The organism is Mesorhizobium sp. ISC25 (assembly GCF_042295465.1).
Classification (GTDB): Bacteria; Pseudomonadota; Alphaproteobacteria; order Rhizobiales; family Rhizobiaceae; genus Mesorhizobium.
This window is the reverse complement of record NZ_CP135441.1, coordinates 6163156-6177932: the sequence shown is the minus strand read 5'-3', so window position 1 is coordinate 6177932 and position 14777 is coordinate 6163156. Positions and strand designations below refer to the sequence as shown.

Annotated in this window: 15 protein-coding genes; 12 read left to right on the top strand and 3 right to left on the bottom strand. The window is 64.2% G+C overall.

Annotated features, from left to right (window positions below; all coding sequences use genetic code 11):
* Positions 1 to 11 precede the first annotated feature (11 nt).
* Positions 12 to 659 (bottom strand): cysteine hydrolase family protein, encoded by a 648-nt coding sequence (locus RQ479_RS30405; protein WP_376703465.1) that lies wholly within the window; start codon positions 657 to 659, stop codon positions 12 to 14.
* Positions 660 to 786: 127 nt separating this feature from the next.
* On the opposite strand from RQ479_RS30405, the gene RQ479_RS30400 reads away from it, so the two are divergent.
* From RQ479_RS30400 to RQ479_RS30390, 3 genes are all read left to right on the top strand, one after another.
* The gene (locus RQ479_RS30400; RefSeq protein WP_376703464.1) at positions 787 to 1776 is read left to right on the top strand and encodes a helix-turn-helix domain-containing protein; all 990 of its coding nucleotides are present in this window, start codon (positions 787 to 789) and stop codon (positions 1774 to 1776) included.
* A 364-nt stretch (positions 1777 to 2140) separates the two neighbouring features.
* Positions 2141 to 2626 (top strand): antitoxin Xre/MbcA/ParS toxin-binding domain-containing protein, encoded by a 486-nt coding sequence (locus tag RQ479_RS30395; RefSeq protein WP_352466799.1) that lies wholly within the window; start codon positions 2141 to 2143, stop codon positions 2624 to 2626.
* Positions 2623 to 3132, top strand: coding sequence for an RES family NAD+ phosphorylase (locus RQ479_RS30390; RefSeq protein WP_376703463.1), 510 nt, complete (start codon positions 2623 to 2625; stop codon positions 3130 to 3132). The genes RQ479_RS30395 and RQ479_RS30390 overlap by 4 nt, the downstream gene beginning before the upstream one ends.
* A gap of 56 nt (positions 3133 to 3188) precedes the next feature.
* Here the strand turns inward: RQ479_RS30390 and RQ479_RS30385 are convergent, their stop codons facing one another.
* Positions 3189 to 3746 (bottom strand): sugar O-acetyltransferase, encoded by a 558-nt coding sequence (locus RQ479_RS30385; protein WP_376703462.1) that lies wholly within the window; start codon positions 3744 to 3746, stop codon positions 3189 to 3191.
* Between the two features lie 148 nt (positions 3747 to 3894).
* Between RQ479_RS30385 and RQ479_RS30380 the strand changes: the two genes are divergently transcribed.
* The 5 genes from RQ479_RS30380 to RQ479_RS30360 all read left to right on the top strand — a co-directional run bounded on the left by RQ479_RS30380 (position 3895) and on the right by RQ479_RS30360 (position 10314).
* Positions 3895 to 4356: a DUF4126 domain-containing protein gene (locus RQ479_RS30380; RefSeq protein ID WP_376703461.1), complete on the top strand. Its 462-nt coding sequence runs from the start codon at positions 3895 to 3897 to the stop codon at positions 4354 to 4356.
* Positions 4353 to 5729: an FAD-containing oxidoreductase gene (locus tag RQ479_RS30375; RefSeq protein WP_376703460.1), complete on the top strand. Its 1377-nt coding sequence runs from the start codon at positions 4353 to 4355 to the stop codon at positions 5727 to 5729. Before RQ479_RS30380 ends, RQ479_RS30375 begins: the two co-directional genes overlap by 4 nt.
* 151 nt (positions 5730 to 5880) lie before the next feature.
* Entirely contained in the window at positions 5881 to 6936 is a 1056-nt protein-coding gene (locus RQ479_RS30370; protein WP_376703459.1) for a succinylglutamate desuccinylase/aspartoacylase family protein, read from the top strand.
* A 226-nt stretch (positions 6937 to 7162) separates the two neighbouring features.
* A complete protein-coding gene (locus tag RQ479_RS30365; RefSeq protein WP_376703458.1) occupies positions 7163 to 9352 on the top strand; it encodes an anthranilate synthase in 2190 nt (729 codons plus the stop codon).
* A 32-nt stretch (positions 9353 to 9384) separates the two neighbouring features.
* Positions 9385 to 10314, top strand: a complete 930-nt coding sequence (locus RQ479_RS30360) for a cation diffusion facilitator family transporter (protein WP_376703457.1) — start codon at positions 9385 to 9387, stop codon at positions 10312 to 10314.
* A 217-nt stretch (positions 10315 to 10531) separates the two neighbouring features.
* Here RQ479_RS30360 and RQ479_RS30355 read toward each other — a convergent pair whose 3' ends face one another.
* A complete protein-coding gene (locus tag RQ479_RS30355; protein ID WP_376703456.1) occupies positions 10532 to 11620 on the bottom strand; it encodes a hypothetical protein in 1089 nt (362 codons plus the stop codon).
* Between the two features lie 101 nt (positions 11621 to 11721).
* Between RQ479_RS30355 and RQ479_RS30350 the strand changes: the two genes are divergently transcribed.
* From RQ479_RS30350 to RQ479_RS30335, 4 genes are all read left to right on the top strand, one after another.
* Complete coding sequence (locus RQ479_RS30350) at positions 11722 to 12180, top strand: hypothetical protein (protein WP_376703455.1); 459 nt, start codon at positions 11722 to 11724, stop codon at positions 12178 to 12180.
* A 71-nt stretch (positions 12181 to 12251) separates the two neighbouring features.
* Positions 12252 to 13049 carry an SDR family NAD(P)-dependent oxidoreductase gene (locus RQ479_RS30345; protein WP_376703454.1) on the top strand — a complete coding sequence of 266 codons (798 nt, stop codon included), beginning with the start codon at positions 12252 to 12254 and terminating at the stop codon, positions 13047 to 13049.
* A gap of 49 nt (positions 13050 to 13098) precedes the next feature.
* On the top strand, positions 13099 to 13407 hold the full coding sequence (locus tag RQ479_RS30340) for a putative quinol monooxygenase (protein WP_352450553.1): 309 nt from the start codon (positions 13099 to 13101) through the stop codon (positions 13405 to 13407).
* A gap of 273 nt (positions 13408 to 13680) precedes the next feature.
* Positions 13681 to 14769 (top strand): AbrB family transcriptional regulator, encoded by a 1089-nt coding sequence (locus RQ479_RS30335; RefSeq protein ID WP_376703453.1) that lies wholly within the window; start codon positions 13681 to 13683, stop codon positions 14767 to 14769.
* Positions 14770 to 14777: the final 8 nt, after the last annotated feature.

Here is a 14777-nt window from a genome sequence, read left to right as displayed (position 1 = left end):
GCAATAGTCTCCTAAGCCGCGCTTCGCGCCAGCGCGCGCTGGTTGGAGGCATAGGGTGTGTCGTGCTGGGGCACAACGCCGGTCTTCAGGCAATCGATCCACTCGGCGGTTTTGAGAACGGCCGCGAAGCGCGACTGCAGGACGATCGTCACCACGCGATGGATTTCCTCCCCCGAAGCGTAACCGGCGCTGTTGGCGTACGGCAATGACCCCGTTGCGTCCGACAGGAACTCCACCTCAAAGCCCATATGCACGGCGTGGATGACCGTCGACAGATCGCAATTATGCGTCATGTAGCCAATGACCGTGATCGTATCGATAGAGTTGGCGCGCAGCCACTCCTCGAGGTCTGTGCCGGTGAAGGCGCTGGGCAAGTTCTTTTCGATGTAGTGGTCGCGGTTTCGCCCGGCGATTTCCGGGTGCAACTCGGCGCCATGGCTGCCCTTGGCGAAGACCGGTGAGGTTTCCGGCGCCAACTGTTTGATGACCACCACCTTGACGCCTGCCTCGGTGGCCGCGTCCATCGCTCGCGCTACATTGACGACGCTGTCGCGGAAGGGCGGATGCTGGATGGCGAGGTTGCCGCCATCATAGTCATTCTGAACGTCGATGACGATGAGGGCGCGGCGTGGAGTTTTGCCTTTGGCTGGTTGCGACATGGGTTTTCCTTTCCCGTTGGACATTGATGGGTGGACGATAGGCTCGGCACCGGATGGCAAAAAGTGTCCCGATTGACATTATTCGAAAGAATTGGGACAATTAGCTGTTACTCCTGCTGGTGCTGCCATGACCGATCCTGCCGTTGCCGCCATCGCCTTCGATGGCATCAGCCCGTTTCATCTCTCCGTGCCGTGTCTCGTGTTCGGCGCGGATCGCACGACGCTCGGCCTGCCGCGCTTCGACTTCCGGGTCTGCGCGATTGAGAACGGGCCGATCCGCACCGATGCCGGGCTGACCATCAGCGTCCCGCACGGGCTTTCCGCGCTCGATGACGCCGACATCGTCATCGTGCCAAGCTGGAAGGATCTCGGGAGCTCACCTCCAGCGGCCTTGATCGACGCGTTGCTTGGCGCGCATCGGCGCGGCGCGCTGATCGTCGGACTGTGCTTGGGAACGTTCGCTGTCGCGGCGACCGGACTGCTTTCAGGGCGGCGAGCGGCGACGCACTGGGCCTACGCGGATCAGCTGCAGGAACTCTATCCCGACATTCTCGTCGAACCGGAAGTGCTCTACATCGACAATGGCGATGTCGTGACATCCGCCGGCGTCGCCGCTGGGCTCGACTGCTGCTTGCACGTCGTACGGGCTCGTTACGGCGCGGAGGCGGCACTTCGCCTTGCCAGGCAGATCGTGCTTTCTCCGCACAGGCAGGGCGGGCAGGCTCAATTCATCGAACGTCCCATCGCCAGGACCGGCAATGCGGACCGCTTTACCCAGGCTCTCGAAACGGTGCGCAAAACGTTGGGTGAGCCGCACAGTCTGGACAGCGTTGCCGGTCACGCCGGCCTCACCCGCCGGACGTTCACGCGCCGTTTCCAGAAAACGATCGGCACCAGTTTCGGTGACTGGCTGACCGACCAGCGCGTCCAGCTGGCGCAGCGGCTGCTGGAAGCAACGGAAAAATCAATGGACACGGTTGCCTTCGAGGCTGGCTTCGGCAGCGCTACCTCACTGCGCCAGCATTTCGCGGCGCGGCTCAGGACCTCGCCGGCGCAGTACCGGCGCGAATTCTCGAAGAGTGCTCAGGAGGAGCGCGTGGCGCACATGCCGAGGTGAAATTCGGCTCGCGCTCGATACCAGGGCAATCGCTTCAGGTTTGCGCCGCCCCTCATTGCCCTGCCGGGCATTTCTCCCCGTATAGAGACGGGGAGAAAGTCGCATTCGCAAAGGATTTCGCCAATCACCAGCGTTACAGAAAGGGTGCGGAGGTTGCGGCCAGCCCCTTCTCCCCGTCACTATACGGGGAGAAGATGCCGGCAGGCAGATGAGGGGCGGCGCCGACGTCGAACTGGCATCTGGCCTGAATTATAGGCTATCTTTTTTCTCGAAGCGATTGCCTGCTCTCGATCCTGTCGTCCTTGAAAGGCTCTGCGTCATCTGTCATATATTAAAGCGACAGATGACGCGAAGAAGGCCTGCCGTGGCGATAGCATTGGAAAAGGCTGCGCCAGCAGCAAAAAACAATGAACTGCAGAAGGTGGCGAGATTGCTAGGCGGCAGCCGCATTCTGGCAAGGCGCCTTAGCAGCGCTTTGGATGCCCACGAGCTGCTTCTGCACGGCCTGCCGGCTTCAGCGCTGGACCATCTTATCGGGCAACTCGTCTTCATCCAGAAGACCGATTCGCTGGAGAAGGCCGTCGGCATGAGCCTGCGCACCTACCAGCGCCGCAAGGATGCTCCTTCCAAGCCTCTCAGTCAGGACCAGAGCGGACGAACCTGGAAGTTCGCGGAGATCCTGTCGAAAGCTACCGACGTGTTCGGTTCGCAGGCGGAGGCAGAGCAATGGCTGGAGCGCCCGGCGATTGGGCTCGACCAGCGTCGTCCAATCGACCTTCTGGCGACGCCGGCGGGAATCGAGCTTGTAGAAGACTATCTGGAACGGCTTGAATATGGCGTTTATGCATGACGCCGCTGCCGGCGGCGCTGGGTGGCTCCGAGCTCATCGGATGGCGCCTCGATCAAGCCGCATTTGCGCCTACATGGGATAGTGGCGAGGGCGCATACAGGGTGGGCGGACGCTGGAACAGCAAGGGCGTGCGCGCCGTCTACTGCTCAATCGATCCGTCGACTGCGATCCTCGAAGTTGCGGTCCATAAGGGCTTCAGGGCGCTCGACACGATAGCGCATGTCATGACGGCAGCAATCGTCAGCGATATCGCGGATCTGCATATCGTCGACCGCGCCGCCGTGCCCAACCCCAACTGGTTGCGCCCGGGCATTCCGAGCTCCGGACAACAGGCGTTTGGCGACGATCTTCTGCAACGGCACCGGTTCGTTGTGATTCCGAGCGCCGTATCGCAGCACAGCTGGAACCTGATCTTCGACGCGAGCCTCGCCAGAGGGGCATACGCCATGAAGACCCAGGAGGCGTTTGCGCTCGACACACGCTTGCATCCACCTCCGGCCAAGTGACACAGCCGCCCATATCCATCAGAACGAGGACATGACCGGCGACAGAAGCACGGTGCTCAGCCGTTTCTGATTATCCGTGCCGGATTACCAACCACCGTGGTGTTCGCCGCGACGTAGCGCGTCACCACGGCACCGGCGCCGACGACGGCGCCATCGCCGATCCTGACCCCGCCGAGGATGACGGCACTGCCGCCGATCCAGGCGTGTTTGCCGATCTCGACCGGCTTGGCGATCTCCAGCCCTGCCTGCCGCCCGGCAGCCTCCTTGTGGTGCTCGGCGCAATAGATCTGCACATTGGGGCCGAGCAGCGTTCCCTTGCCGATGCGGACTGGCGCCGTATCGAGAATGGTGCAGCCGGCATTGAGAAAAACGCGGTCGCCGAGGAAGATGTTGAAGCCATAGGCACAGTGGAACGGCGCTTCGATCCGGGCGCCCTCGCCCGCAGCGCCGAGCAGCGCCCGCAATCCAGGCCCGATATCGCCACGCTGCCGGGGTGGCAGGCTGTTGTGCTCGAACACCGCGTCGCGCGCCGTGATGCGCAGCGCCTCCAGTTCCGGATCGAGGCAGCAATACCACTCGCCCGCCGCCATTTTCGTGCGTTCGCTCCCCGTCATGGCCGCAACTCCAGTCTCAATCTTTGCCAAAGCACAAATGGTGAAAATACGGAAGCGCCGGCGGCGACACCACCTCTGGTCAAATATCGGACCTATGGTAGCCTGCCCTCTCGGACCTGTCCCAGGCCGGCCATCGAGGGGATCAATCATGCTGTATACTCTTGCACTCCTGATTGGCATCGTTGCCGGGCTTCGCGCCATGACTGCGCCCGCCGCGGTCGCCTGGGGCGCCTGGCTTGGCTGGTTGCCGGTCGCCGGCACCTGGGCGAGCTTCATGGGCCACTGGATCGCCGTCGGCATCTTCACCATCCTGGCCATCGCCGAACTGGTCACTGACCAGCTGCCATCGGCGCCGAGCCGCAAGGTGCCGCAGCAATTCGGGACGCGCATCGTCCTGGGCGCTTTCACCGGCGCGGTGATCGGAGCGACCGGCGGCGCCACTATCGGCGGCCTGATCGCCGGCGCCGTCGGCGCGGTGATCGGCACGCTGGGCGGCGCCGAGGCGCGTAAACGCTTGGCCACTGCCTTCGGCAAGGACCCGCCCGCCGCCTTCATCGAGGACGCGGTGGCGATCGTCGGCGGGCTTCTGATCGTGGCGGCGGCGGCATGACGGCAAAGACATTCGACGCCATCATCATCGGTGCCGGGCAGGCCGGCCCACCGCTCGCCGGCCGGCTGAATGCGGCCGGCATGAGCGTGGCGCTGATCGAGCGAAAGCTGGTCGGCGGCACGTGCGTCAACACCGGCTGCACGCCGACCAAAACGATGGTGGCAAGCGCCTATGCCGCGCATCTCGCCCGCTCCGCCGCGGATTACGGCGTGACGCTCTCCGGTCCCGTCGGCGTCAACTACAAGGCGATCAAGGCGCGCAAGGACAAGGTCTCGAACGACGCCCGCGGCAATCTCGAAGACTGGATTGCCGGCATGGACAAATGCACGCTCTATCGCGGCCATGCGCGCTTCGTGACCGCCAATACGGTGCGCGTCGGCGACGATCTGCTGAGCGCCGAAAGGATATTCCTCAACACCGGTGGCCGCGCCTCGGTGCCCGACCTGCCCGGCGTCAACGACGTATCCTACCTCACCAACTCGTCGATGATGGATCTCGACGTGCTGCCGCGCCATCTCATCGTTGTCGGCGGCAGCTATGTCTCGCTCGAATTCGCGCAGATGTTCCGTCGCTTCGGTTCCGAAGTCACGGTCATCGAAAAGAGCCCGCGTCTGATCGGCCGCGAGGACGAGGATGTCGCGGACGCCATTTTGTCGATCCTCGAAAACGAAGCCATTGCCGTCCATCTCGGCGCCGACGACATCCGCTTCGCCAGGCGAGGCAACGAAATCGCCGTGACCTTCTCGCCAGGCAAGGCGGCTGCGGTCGGCTCGCATGTGCTGCTGGCGCTGGGCCGCACGCCAAACACCGACGATCTCGACCTCGACAAAGCCGGCGTCGAGGTCGACCAACGCGGCTTCATCGTCGTCGACGACCAGCTGCGCACCAGCGTGCCCGGCATCTGGGCGATGGGCGACTGCAACGGCAAGGGCGCCTTCACCCACACCTCGTACAACGACTACGAGATTGTCGCCGCCAACCTGCTTGACAACGATCCGCGCAAGGTCAGCGACCGCATCGAGGCCTATGCTCTCTATATCGACCCGCCACTCGGCCGCTGCGGCATGACCGAAGCCGCGGTTAGGAAATCCGGTCGCCGCGCCCTGGTCGGCCAGCGGCCAATGACCCGTGTCAGCCGTGCCGTCGAAAAAGGTGAGACGCAAGGTTTCATGAAGATCCTGGTCGATGCCGACACCAAGGAGATCCTCGGCTGTTCGGTGCTCGGCCCGGGCGGCGATGAAGCGGTGCACTGCGTGCTCGACCTGATGTATGCCAAGGCGCCGGTCAGCACGCTGGCGCGCGCCGTGCACATCCACCCGAACGTCTCGGAGCTTCTGCCCACCATTGCCCAGGAATTGAAGCCGCTGGCATAGGCCGGGCAGGCGTTTGGAACCAGTAGTGTCCACCGCGCCCCTTCGGGAGCCGGCCGAGTAGAGTCTTGCGCCCATAGCGTGAAAAGCTGGACCAATCGACAGCCCAGCGGCAAAAGGGCATGTGTTCCGCCTCTTCTCCCGGAGCCATCCTATGCAGAAATCCATCGAACGCATCGCCGGCGACAGCGAGGGCGTTTCCTACGAATTCTCGGTCTTCCGCTTTGACGGCAGTGACAAGGCAGCACCCTCAGCCTATCTGCAGGCGGCTCTGCATGCCGGCGAACTGCCAGGTGTCGTCGCCATCGACGCGCTGATGCCGATGCTCGGAAAAGCCGAAGCGGAAGGCCGCATCAAAGGCAATATCACCGTCGTGCCCCAAGCCAATCCCATCGGCCGCGCCCAGTATCATTTCGGCGAGCACCAGGGCCGTTTTCACTTGGGCACGCGCACCAACTTCAACCGCGGCTTTCCGCTGCTGGCCGCGCCGGACATGATGCTGTTGCCGGACACCACGCTTGGCACGGCCGATCAGCGGCTTAAGGTCCGGTTGCTGCAGCTCTCGATCGGCCACGACATCGTGCTCGACCTGCATTGCGACGATGAAGGCCTCGCCTATCTCTACGTCCACACCAGCCTGTGGCCGGCCATGGCGGACTGTGCGGCGGCCATGGGCGTCGTTGCGGTGATGCTGTGGGACGAAGATCCCGACGGCACCTTCGAAGGCGCCTCGATCATGCCGTATCAGAATGTCCCGGCCGACGTGGCGCGCCTGGACCGGCGCGTCGCCACCACGGTCGAATATCGCGGCATACTCGATGTCGACGGCGCCCTCGCCTGCGCCGATGCCGAAGGGCTCTACCGGCTGCTGGTGGCGCGCGGCATCATCCGGGATCAGGCGCTGCCCGCGCCTGGCAGCTTCGTAGGGCTCGTCGCGCCGATCGAAAACATCGAGATGATGCCGGCGCCCCGCTCGGGCGCGATCCTCTACGACGTGAAGCCGGGCGACCGGGTAGCCAAGGGTGCGCGCCTTGCCACCATCGTCCACGCGCCCGGCGAGCCCGACGGCCGCACGGAAGTGTTGGCGCCGCAGGCCGGCCTCATCCTGACACGGCGTTCCCGCCGCATCATCCGTGCCGGCGAAGACCTCTTGAAGCTGGTCGGCGACAGGAAGAGCGCCGATGCAAGGTCGGGGACGCTGGAGGACTGAGGGTCTTCATTTGAATCCAGTTGCGCGGCCGCCCAATCGCCGCTATGGGAATCGCCATGAATATGCGTTCGATCAAGACCATTTGGTGGTGGGCTCGCTGACAGCGGCCTGTTCGAACGCGTTCGCGTGACAAGAGAGGGTGGCCGCAGCGGAATGTCCGGGCGGCCATTTGTTTTTTCAAGCCATTCCCGGGTCCGTTGCCCCAAAGACGCTGATGGAGACGGCAATGACGACGAAAATTCTGGAGAATGGCGCCGAGCGCTTCGTCACCGCGGGTGGCGTGGCGATTACCCGCCAGCGCCATGACCGGCCATATGAAGGGGCGATCGACGGATATGTCGATGGCCTGAATTCGCGTCGCGGCGCTGTGTTTTCCTCGAATTACGAATATCCCGGCCGCTATACGCGCTGGGACACCGCCATTATCGATCCGCCGCTGGTGATCTCGGCACGCGGCCGCGCCATGCGCATCGAGGCGCTGAACCGCCGCGGCGAGGTGCTTTTGCCGGTGATCGGCACGGTGCTTTCCGGCCTTGACGATGTCACGATCGCCGAGACGTCCAACAAACTCATCCGCCTCGAGGTCGCCAAGCCCGGCCGTGTCTTCACCGAAGAGGAACGCAGCCGCGTTCCCTCCGTCTTCACCGTGCTGCGCGCCATCACCGCTTTGTTCAAGACCGAGGAAGACGCCAATCTCGGCCTCTATGGCGCCTTCGGCTACGACCTCGCCTTCCAGTTCGATCCGGTCGACTACAAGCTCGAGCGCAAGCAGAGCCAGCGCGACCTCGTGCTGTTCCTGCCCGACGAGATCCTCGTCGTCGACCATTATTCGACCAAGGCCTGGACCGACCGCTACGACTATTCCGGCGATGGCTTCTCGACCGAAGGCCTGCCGCGCGACGAAATCGTCGAGCCGTTCAGGACCGCCGACCGCATCCCGCCGCGCGGTGACCACGAGCCGGGCGAATACGCCAAGCTGGTGCGCAAGGCGATGAAGAGCTTTGAGCGCGGCGACTTGTTCGAAGTGGTGCCGGGGCAGATGTTCTACGAACGCTGCGAAACCCAGCCCTCCGAGATTTCCCGCAAGCTGAAGAGCATCAACCCTTCGCCCTATTCCTTCTTCATCAATCTCGGCGAGGGCGAATATCTGATCGGCGCCTCGCCGGAAATGTTCGTGCGCGTCAGCGGCCGCCGCGTCGAGACCTGCCCGATCTCCGGTACCATCAAGCGCGGCGACGATGCCATCTCCGACAGCGAGCAGATCCTGAAGCTGCTCAATTCGAAGAAGGACGAATCCGAACTCACCATGTGCTCGGACGTCGACCGCAACGACAAGTCGAGGGTCTGCGAGCCGGGCTCGGTGCGCGTCATCGGCCGCCGCCAGATCGAGATGTATTCGCGCCTGATCCACACCGTCGACCACATTGAGGGACGGCTGCGCGAAGGCATGGACGCTTTCGACGCCTTCCTGTCGCATGCCTGGGCGGTCACCGTTACCGGCGCGCCGAAATTATGGGCCATGCGCTTCATCGAGCAGAACGAGAAGAGCCCGCGCGCCTGGTATGGCGGGGCGATCGGCATGGTCAACTTCAACGGTGACATGAACACCGGCCTGACGCTTCGCACCATCCGCATCAAGGACGGCATCGCCGAGGTGCGCGCCGGCGCCACGCTGCTCTTCGACAGCATTCCCGAGGAAGAAGAAGCCGAAACCGAACTGAAGGCCTCCGCCATGCTCTCCGCCATCCGCGACGCCAAATTAGGCAATGCCGCCAGCACCGAACGCAGCACCGCGCGTGTCGGCGACGGCGTTAACATCCTCCTGGTCGATCACGAGGACAGTTTCGTCCATACGCTCGCCAACTATTTCCGCCAGACCGGCGCCAATGTCTCGACGGTTCGCACACCGGTGCCGGACGAGATCTTCGACCGGCTGAAGCCAAACCTGGTCGTGCTGTCGCCCGGCCCCGGCACGCCGAAGGATTTCGACTGCGCCGCTACCATCAAGCGGGCCCGTGCGCGCGATCTGCCGATCTTCGGCGTCTGCCTCGGGCTGCAGGCGCTGGCCGAAGCCTATGGCGGCGAGCTGCGCCAACTGCACATCCCCATGCATGGTAAGCCGTCGCGCATCCGCGTGTCGAAGCCGGGCATCATCTTCTCCGGCTTGCCCAAGGAGGTGACGGTCGGCCGCTACCATTCGATCTTCGCCGATCCGGTGCGGCTGCCCGATGGTTTTGTCGTCACCGCCGAGACCGAAGACGGCATCATCATGGCCTTCGAGCACCGCAAGGAGCCGATCGCCGCTGTGCAGTTCCACCCGGAATCGATCATGACGCTCGGCCACAATGCCGGCATGCGCATCATCGAGAACATCGTCGCGCACCTGCCGCGCAAGGCCAAGGAAAAGGCCGCTTAATTCGAGGGCTCAGTGTTGGGATCTTTTCCCCAGTGACCGCGGCAGAAATCAAGGCCGCCGCCAGGCAGAAGGTCGCCAGCCTCGCCTTCTGGTCGATCATTGTCGCCTGCGTCGTGCTCGGCCTGAAGCTGGTGGCCTGGTACGTCACCGGTTCGGTTGCGCTTTATTCGGACGCGCTGGAATCGATCGTCAACGTCATTGCCTCGGCCGCCGCCTATTGGGCGATCCAGGTCAGCTACAAGCCGGCCGACCAGGACCATCCGTTCGGCCACCACAAGGCCGAGTATTTCTCGGCCGTCCTGGAAGGCGTGCTGATCGTGCTTGCCGCCCTGCTCATCCTCAACGAGGTCTGGTGGTCATGGCAGCATCCGGCCCCGCTCGAACAGCCATGGACCGGCCTTGCCGTAAATGGCGTCGCAACAGTCATCAACGCCGTCTGGGCCTTGACGCTGATCCGCACCGGCCGAAGCGAAAAATCGCCGGCTCTCGTCGCCGACGGCAGGCACATCATGACCGACGTGGCGACCTCGGTCGGTGTGTTCATCGGCCTGGTCGGCGCCGTGCTTACCGGCTGGCAGATTCTCGATCCGGCTCTTGCGGTGATCGTGGCGCTGAACATTCTGTGGCAGGGCTGGCACGTCATCGGCTCGTCGATGAACGGGCTGATGGACCGCGCCGTCGACACCCAGGAACATATCCGTATCCGCGACATCATCTCGGCCAATTGCAAGGGCGCGCTCGAGGTCCACGACCTGAAGACGCGCATCGCCGGCCGCGCCACCTTCATCGAGTTCCACCTGGTCGTCGACGCCGACATGTCGGTCGGCGCCAGCCACGTCATCTGCGACCGCATCGAGGACGCGCTGAAGGCAGAGATCCCTTCCGTCCGCGTCATCATCCATGTCGAGCCCGACGACGAGGCGAAACTGCCCAAGGGCACGACGGCCGTGCCGTTTGCGTGAGGTGGCGTCGCGGAGAAAAATCGCTCAGTGGTGATCCTTCGCGCCCCCCTCTGTCCTGCCGGACATCTCCCCCACAAGTGGGGAGATTGGCAGCTTCAGCGCGCCGCTCACTCCTGCGACGATGGTGATTGGCGCGGCGGTGACGGCCGATCTCCCGCCAAGTGGGGAGATGTCCGGCAGGACAGAGGGGGGCGCCGTCCCTCCAGCATTGCGGTTGCTATAGCCCGCAGGCGGCCTGCGGCATCGGCTCCAGCCGGTAGACCTTGTCGTCGGAGCTGGTGTCGCCTTCCGCCGCCTTCGAGCACAGATCGACGATCGGCAGGCCGCTGTTCGGGTTGGCCAGCATCATCGTGCCGTTGGCCCCGCGGCGAAGGAAGACCTCCTTTTGCGCGATGTCGCAGGAGGCAGCACCCGTCTTCGTGCTCGCCGCGCAGCGCCATTGGTCGCCCTCGCCCTGGCAGTTGTAGACCTGCGTGACCTTGGCCGATTTCTGCCGCGTGGTAACCGAAACGGCGATATCGGCGCCGCTTGGCCAATTGGCCGGATCGCCCTCCTTGGCGAAAGACGCCAGCTCGACCGGTCCGCGGAAAACCCTGATCGACTGGGTCAGCTGATCGGGATGCGAGCCGAGATGCGCGGCATCGTAGTCGCGTCCGTAGCAGAAGGCCTGGTCCGGCTTCAGCCGCTCGCGCAATGGCGGGCCAAGGGCCGGGTCGATCGGGTCGATGCGCGCGAACTCCGCCTTGCAGGTGGCGGCCGGCATCGGGTCGAGCCTGAAGCCGTCGTCGTCCTTGCCCAGCGCCTGCCTTTCGTACTCCGCCTTGCCGAGCTCGTCTTCCGATCCAGCGTCGAGATAGAGATCGGGCTGCACGTCCGAGACGATCAGCCGGCCTTTGTCGTCGACCTTCAGCGAAGCCATGGTGCGATCGCAGTCCATGCCGCAGCGGATCGGAGCGGTTTTGCCGTCCTCCGATTCATGGCTGCACCAGCCGCCGAGCCATTCCGGCGCCTTGGCGCCGCGTACCGTCGTCGCCATGAAGCCATTGTAGAAAGAATCGATGCCGGTGCTTGGCTCCTCGTTTGGCCGGCTGACCGGATCGCGGCCGTAATAGAAGAAGATGCGCGCCACCTTCTGGTGCGGATGCGACTTGAGATGCGCGGCGTCGTAGACGCGGCCGAAGCAGGCGTCCTTGCCGTCGGGGCTGAGCTCGGTGAGTTTGAGCGTGTCATCGGCGAAAGCAGCGCCGGCGACGGCGGCAAGCAAGGCAACCCCAACTCCGGCGCCCATCACGGTCCTTGATATCATGCTGGCTCCCCCTGCCCCGACAAGACGTGGCGTCAACTTATGTTAGGATCGAGGCCGAGGCCACGCAATTTGCGCCGGCCGGATAAATGGGAGATGAAGCCATGCGACGCCGCGATATTTTCCGCGTCGGTCTTGCCGGGGCCGCCGGGCTTTTCGGGCTGCGCCCCATCAAGGCCGCAGCTAATGAAGTCAAGCCGGTGGCTGCCGAAGAGGAAAGGCAAAAGGTCGCCTATCACCTCAGCGACCTCGACAAGGTCAATTTCGTGCTCGGCAACATTAAGAACCACTTCGAAGGCACCGATGGCAAGGTCGACATCGCGCTTGTCGTGCACGGGCCAGCACTTGCCGCCTTCAAGTCGAAGGGCATATCCGCCGCCATTTCCGGGCGGTTCGCCGGCCTTGTCCAGGACGGGCTCAGCCCGCACGCTTGCGCCAACACCATGCACGGGATGGATATCGGCCTGGCCGACCTGCTCGACGGCTTCCATGCAGCCGACAGAGGCGGCGTCGTCAAGCTCGCCGAATTGCAACGCCAGGGCTACGTCTATCTCAGGCCATAGGCTTTTACGGACTTGAACGCGAGGACTGCGAGGGCCTACGAAGAGCAGGCAGAGTCCCCGGAGGAACAGACGTGCCAGCCACCACCACCCTTGTCAGCCCCTCTCTGGTCATCCCCGACCTTGCCGGAAAGGCGGTGCTGGTCACCGGCGCCTCGACCGGCATCGGCGCAGCGCTTGCACTTGGCTACGCCGCGCAGAAATGCCGCGTCGCGCTGCACTACAATTCGAGCCGCGCGGCTGCCGAAAACCTGGCCGCGACCATTCGCAACGGGGGCGGCGACGTATTCCTTGTCCAAGGCGATTTCTCGATCCCCGCCGATGTCGAGCGGGTCGTCGAGGACAGTGCGCAACATTTCGGCCGGCTCGACGGCCTCGTCAACAATGCCGGTGGCATGCTCGGCCGCGTGCCCTACGCCGAGCAGACCGAGGCGCATTACGACGCGGTGATGGACCTCAACGCGCGTTCCGTGCTGACAGCCTCGCGCAAGGCGATCCCATGGCTGAAGCGGCAGGGCGGCTTCATCGTCAACACCTCCTCGATCGCCGCGCGCAACGGCGCCGGTGGCGGCGCCGGCCTTTACGGCTCGGCCAAGGCCTTCGTCTCCAACGTCACGCGCGGCATGGCCAAGGAGCTGATCGGTTTCAACATCCGCGTCAACGCGGTGGCGCCCGGCACGATCGCGACACCTTTCCACGAGCGCTACTCGACCGACGACCAGATGAAAGGCATGATCGCCACCATCCCGCAGGGCCGCGCCGGCACCGCCGAGGACTGCGTCGGCGCCTATCTGTTCCTCTCCTCCGATCTGCTGAGCGGCTACATCATCGGCCAGGTGATCGAGGTCAATGGCGGCCAGTTGATGCCGTAGGCGACGAACTGCATACTCCTGGTTGCGTCATCTCAACGGAGCAAAGCGAATGTATGGACTGATCGGCAAGATGCGGGCGATGCGCGGCCAGCGTGACGCAATGATGGATATCCTGCTCGCCAGCACCGGCGCCATGCCCGGCTGCCTGAACTACATCATCGCCACCGACCCGGCCGATGCCGACGCGATCTGGGTGACCGAAGTGTGGACCGACGCCGAAAGCCACAAGGCTTCGCTGCAGCTGCCCGAAGTCCAGGCGGCAATCGCCAAGGCACGGCCGATCATCGCCGGCTTCGAGTTCCAGGTGGAAACGCATCCTGTTGGCGGGTTCGGCTTGCCGGCGGTGAAGGCGGGATAGAGGGAGAGGCCGGCGGGACAGCGCCCCCCTCTGGCCTGCCGGCCATCTCCCCCTCAAGTGGGGAGATTGAATGTCATTTCGGCCTTCGCCAAACCTCCAAAGAAGAGCGCTGTCGGTGAAGCTGCCAATCTCCCCACTAGAGGGGGAGATGTCCGGCAGGACAGAGGGGGGCGCGAAGGATCGCTACGGATGGTTGGTGCCATTACCACCCACCGCCACTTTCCCCCGCAAAAAAAGTTCGCATTTTTCTGCGACCGGTCTAAGAGCCGATCTATGGATTCTTCCCCGAACCCGCCGGCCATCGAGCACCTGGCGCGGATCCACAAGGCTTGGCAGTGGCCGGTCCTGGTGGTGGTCTCGGTGCTGTTTGCCGGCGCGCTGGAACTCGCCGCCCTGCCCGCCGCGCTCTTGATCGGACCGATGCTGGCTGCCATCGCCGCCGGCACCAACGGCGCCACGGTGCGCGTGCCGCGGGTTCTGTTCGGCTCAGCCCAGGCGGTCGTCGGCTGCCTTGTCGCCAGTTCGATCTCGGCCGATATCTTTCCCGTCTTCTACAAGGAATGGCCGCTGTTCCTCGGCGTCGTGATGGCCACGGTCGCGGCATCCAGCCTGCTCGGCTGGCTAATCAGCCGCTGGCGCATCCTGCCCGGCACCACCGCGGTCTGGGGCTCGTCGCCGGGCGCCGCCACCGCCATGGTGCTGATGGCCGGTGCCTTCGGCGCCGACCAGCGCCTCGTCGCCTTCATGCTATATCTGCGCGTCATCTGCGTCTCGATGACGGCAGCCCTGGTGGCCAAGCTTTCGGTCGACACCTCAGGCATCGAGGTGCCGGCCATCGTCTGGTTCCCACCGGTCGACACGCAAGGCTTGGCCGCAACATTCGGCGTGGCGCTGGTCGGCGGCCTCGCCGGAAAGCTTTTCCGGCTGCCGTCGCCGTTCTTCCTCGGCACCTTCATTTTCGGCACCGTAATCCATCTCGGGCTCGGCGTGACCATGCAGTTGCCACCCTGGCTGCTCGCCTTGAGCTATACGATGATCGGCTGGAGCATCGGCCTGAATTTCACCAGGGCCATTTTGCGCCACGCGGCCCGCGCGCTGCCGCAGATCGTCGGCTCGATCATTGCCCTGATCGTCTTTTGCGGCGGCCTCGCCTTCCTGATCAGCCGCCTGCTCGGCATCGATCCGCTGACCGCCTATCTGGCAACCAGCCCCGGCGGCATGGACAGCGTCGCCATCATCGCCGCCGCCGCGCAGCATGTCGACCTATCCTTCGTCATGGCGCTGCAATCGGCACGCTTCCTGATCGTGCTTCTGGTCGGCCCAAGCGTGGCGCGGCTGGTGGCGAGAAGCCTGCGGGAGTAAAGACCAGC

Excerpts from the sequence above, each read along its gene's own strand:
- RQ479_RS30405 (WP_376703465.1), bottom strand. The coding sequence starts at position 659 with ATGTCGCAACCAGCCAAAGGCAAAACTCCACGCCGCGCCCTCATCGTC.
- RQ479_RS30400 (WP_376703464.1), top strand. The coding sequence starts at position 787 with ATGACCGATCCTGCCGTTGCCGCCATCGCCTTCGATGGCATCAGCCCG.
- RQ479_RS30390 (WP_376703463.1), top strand. The coding sequence starts at position 2,623 with ATGACGCCGCTGCCGGCGGCGCTGGGTGGCTCCGAGCTCATCGGATGG.
- RQ479_RS30385 (WP_376703462.1), bottom strand. The coding sequence starts at position 3,746 with ATGACGGGGAGCGAACGCACGAAAATGGCGGCGGGCGAGTGGTATTGC.
- RQ479_RS30380 (WP_376703461.1), top strand. The coding sequence starts at position 3,895 with ATGCTGTATACTCTTGCACTCCTGATTGGCATCGTTGCCGGGCTTCGC.
- RQ479_RS30375 (WP_376703460.1), top strand. The coding sequence starts at position 4,353 with ATGACGGCAAAGACATTCGACGCCATCATCATCGGTGCCGGGCAGGCC.
- RQ479_RS30370 (WP_376703459.1), top strand. The coding sequence starts at position 5,881 with ATGCAGAAATCCATCGAACGCATCGCCGGCGACAGCGAGGGCGTTTCC.
- RQ479_RS30365 (WP_376703458.1), top strand. The coding sequence starts at position 7,163 with ATGACGACGAAAATTCTGGAGAATGGCGCCGAGCGCTTCGTCACCGCG.
- RQ479_RS30355 (WP_376703456.1), bottom strand. The coding sequence starts at position 11,620 with ATGATATCAAGGACCGTGATGGGCGCCGGAGTTGGGGTTGCCTTGCTT.
- RQ479_RS30350 (WP_376703455.1), top strand. The coding sequence starts at position 11,722 with ATGCGACGCCGCGATATTTTCCGCGTCGGTCTTGCCGGGGCCGCCGGG.
- RQ479_RS30340 (WP_352450553.1), top strand. The coding sequence starts at position 13,099 with ATGTATGGACTGATCGGCAAGATGCGGGCGATGCGCGGCCAGCGTGAC.
- RQ479_RS30335 (WP_376703453.1), top strand. The coding sequence starts at position 13,681 with ATGGATTCTTCCCCGAACCCGCCGGCCATCGAGCACCTGGCGCGGATC.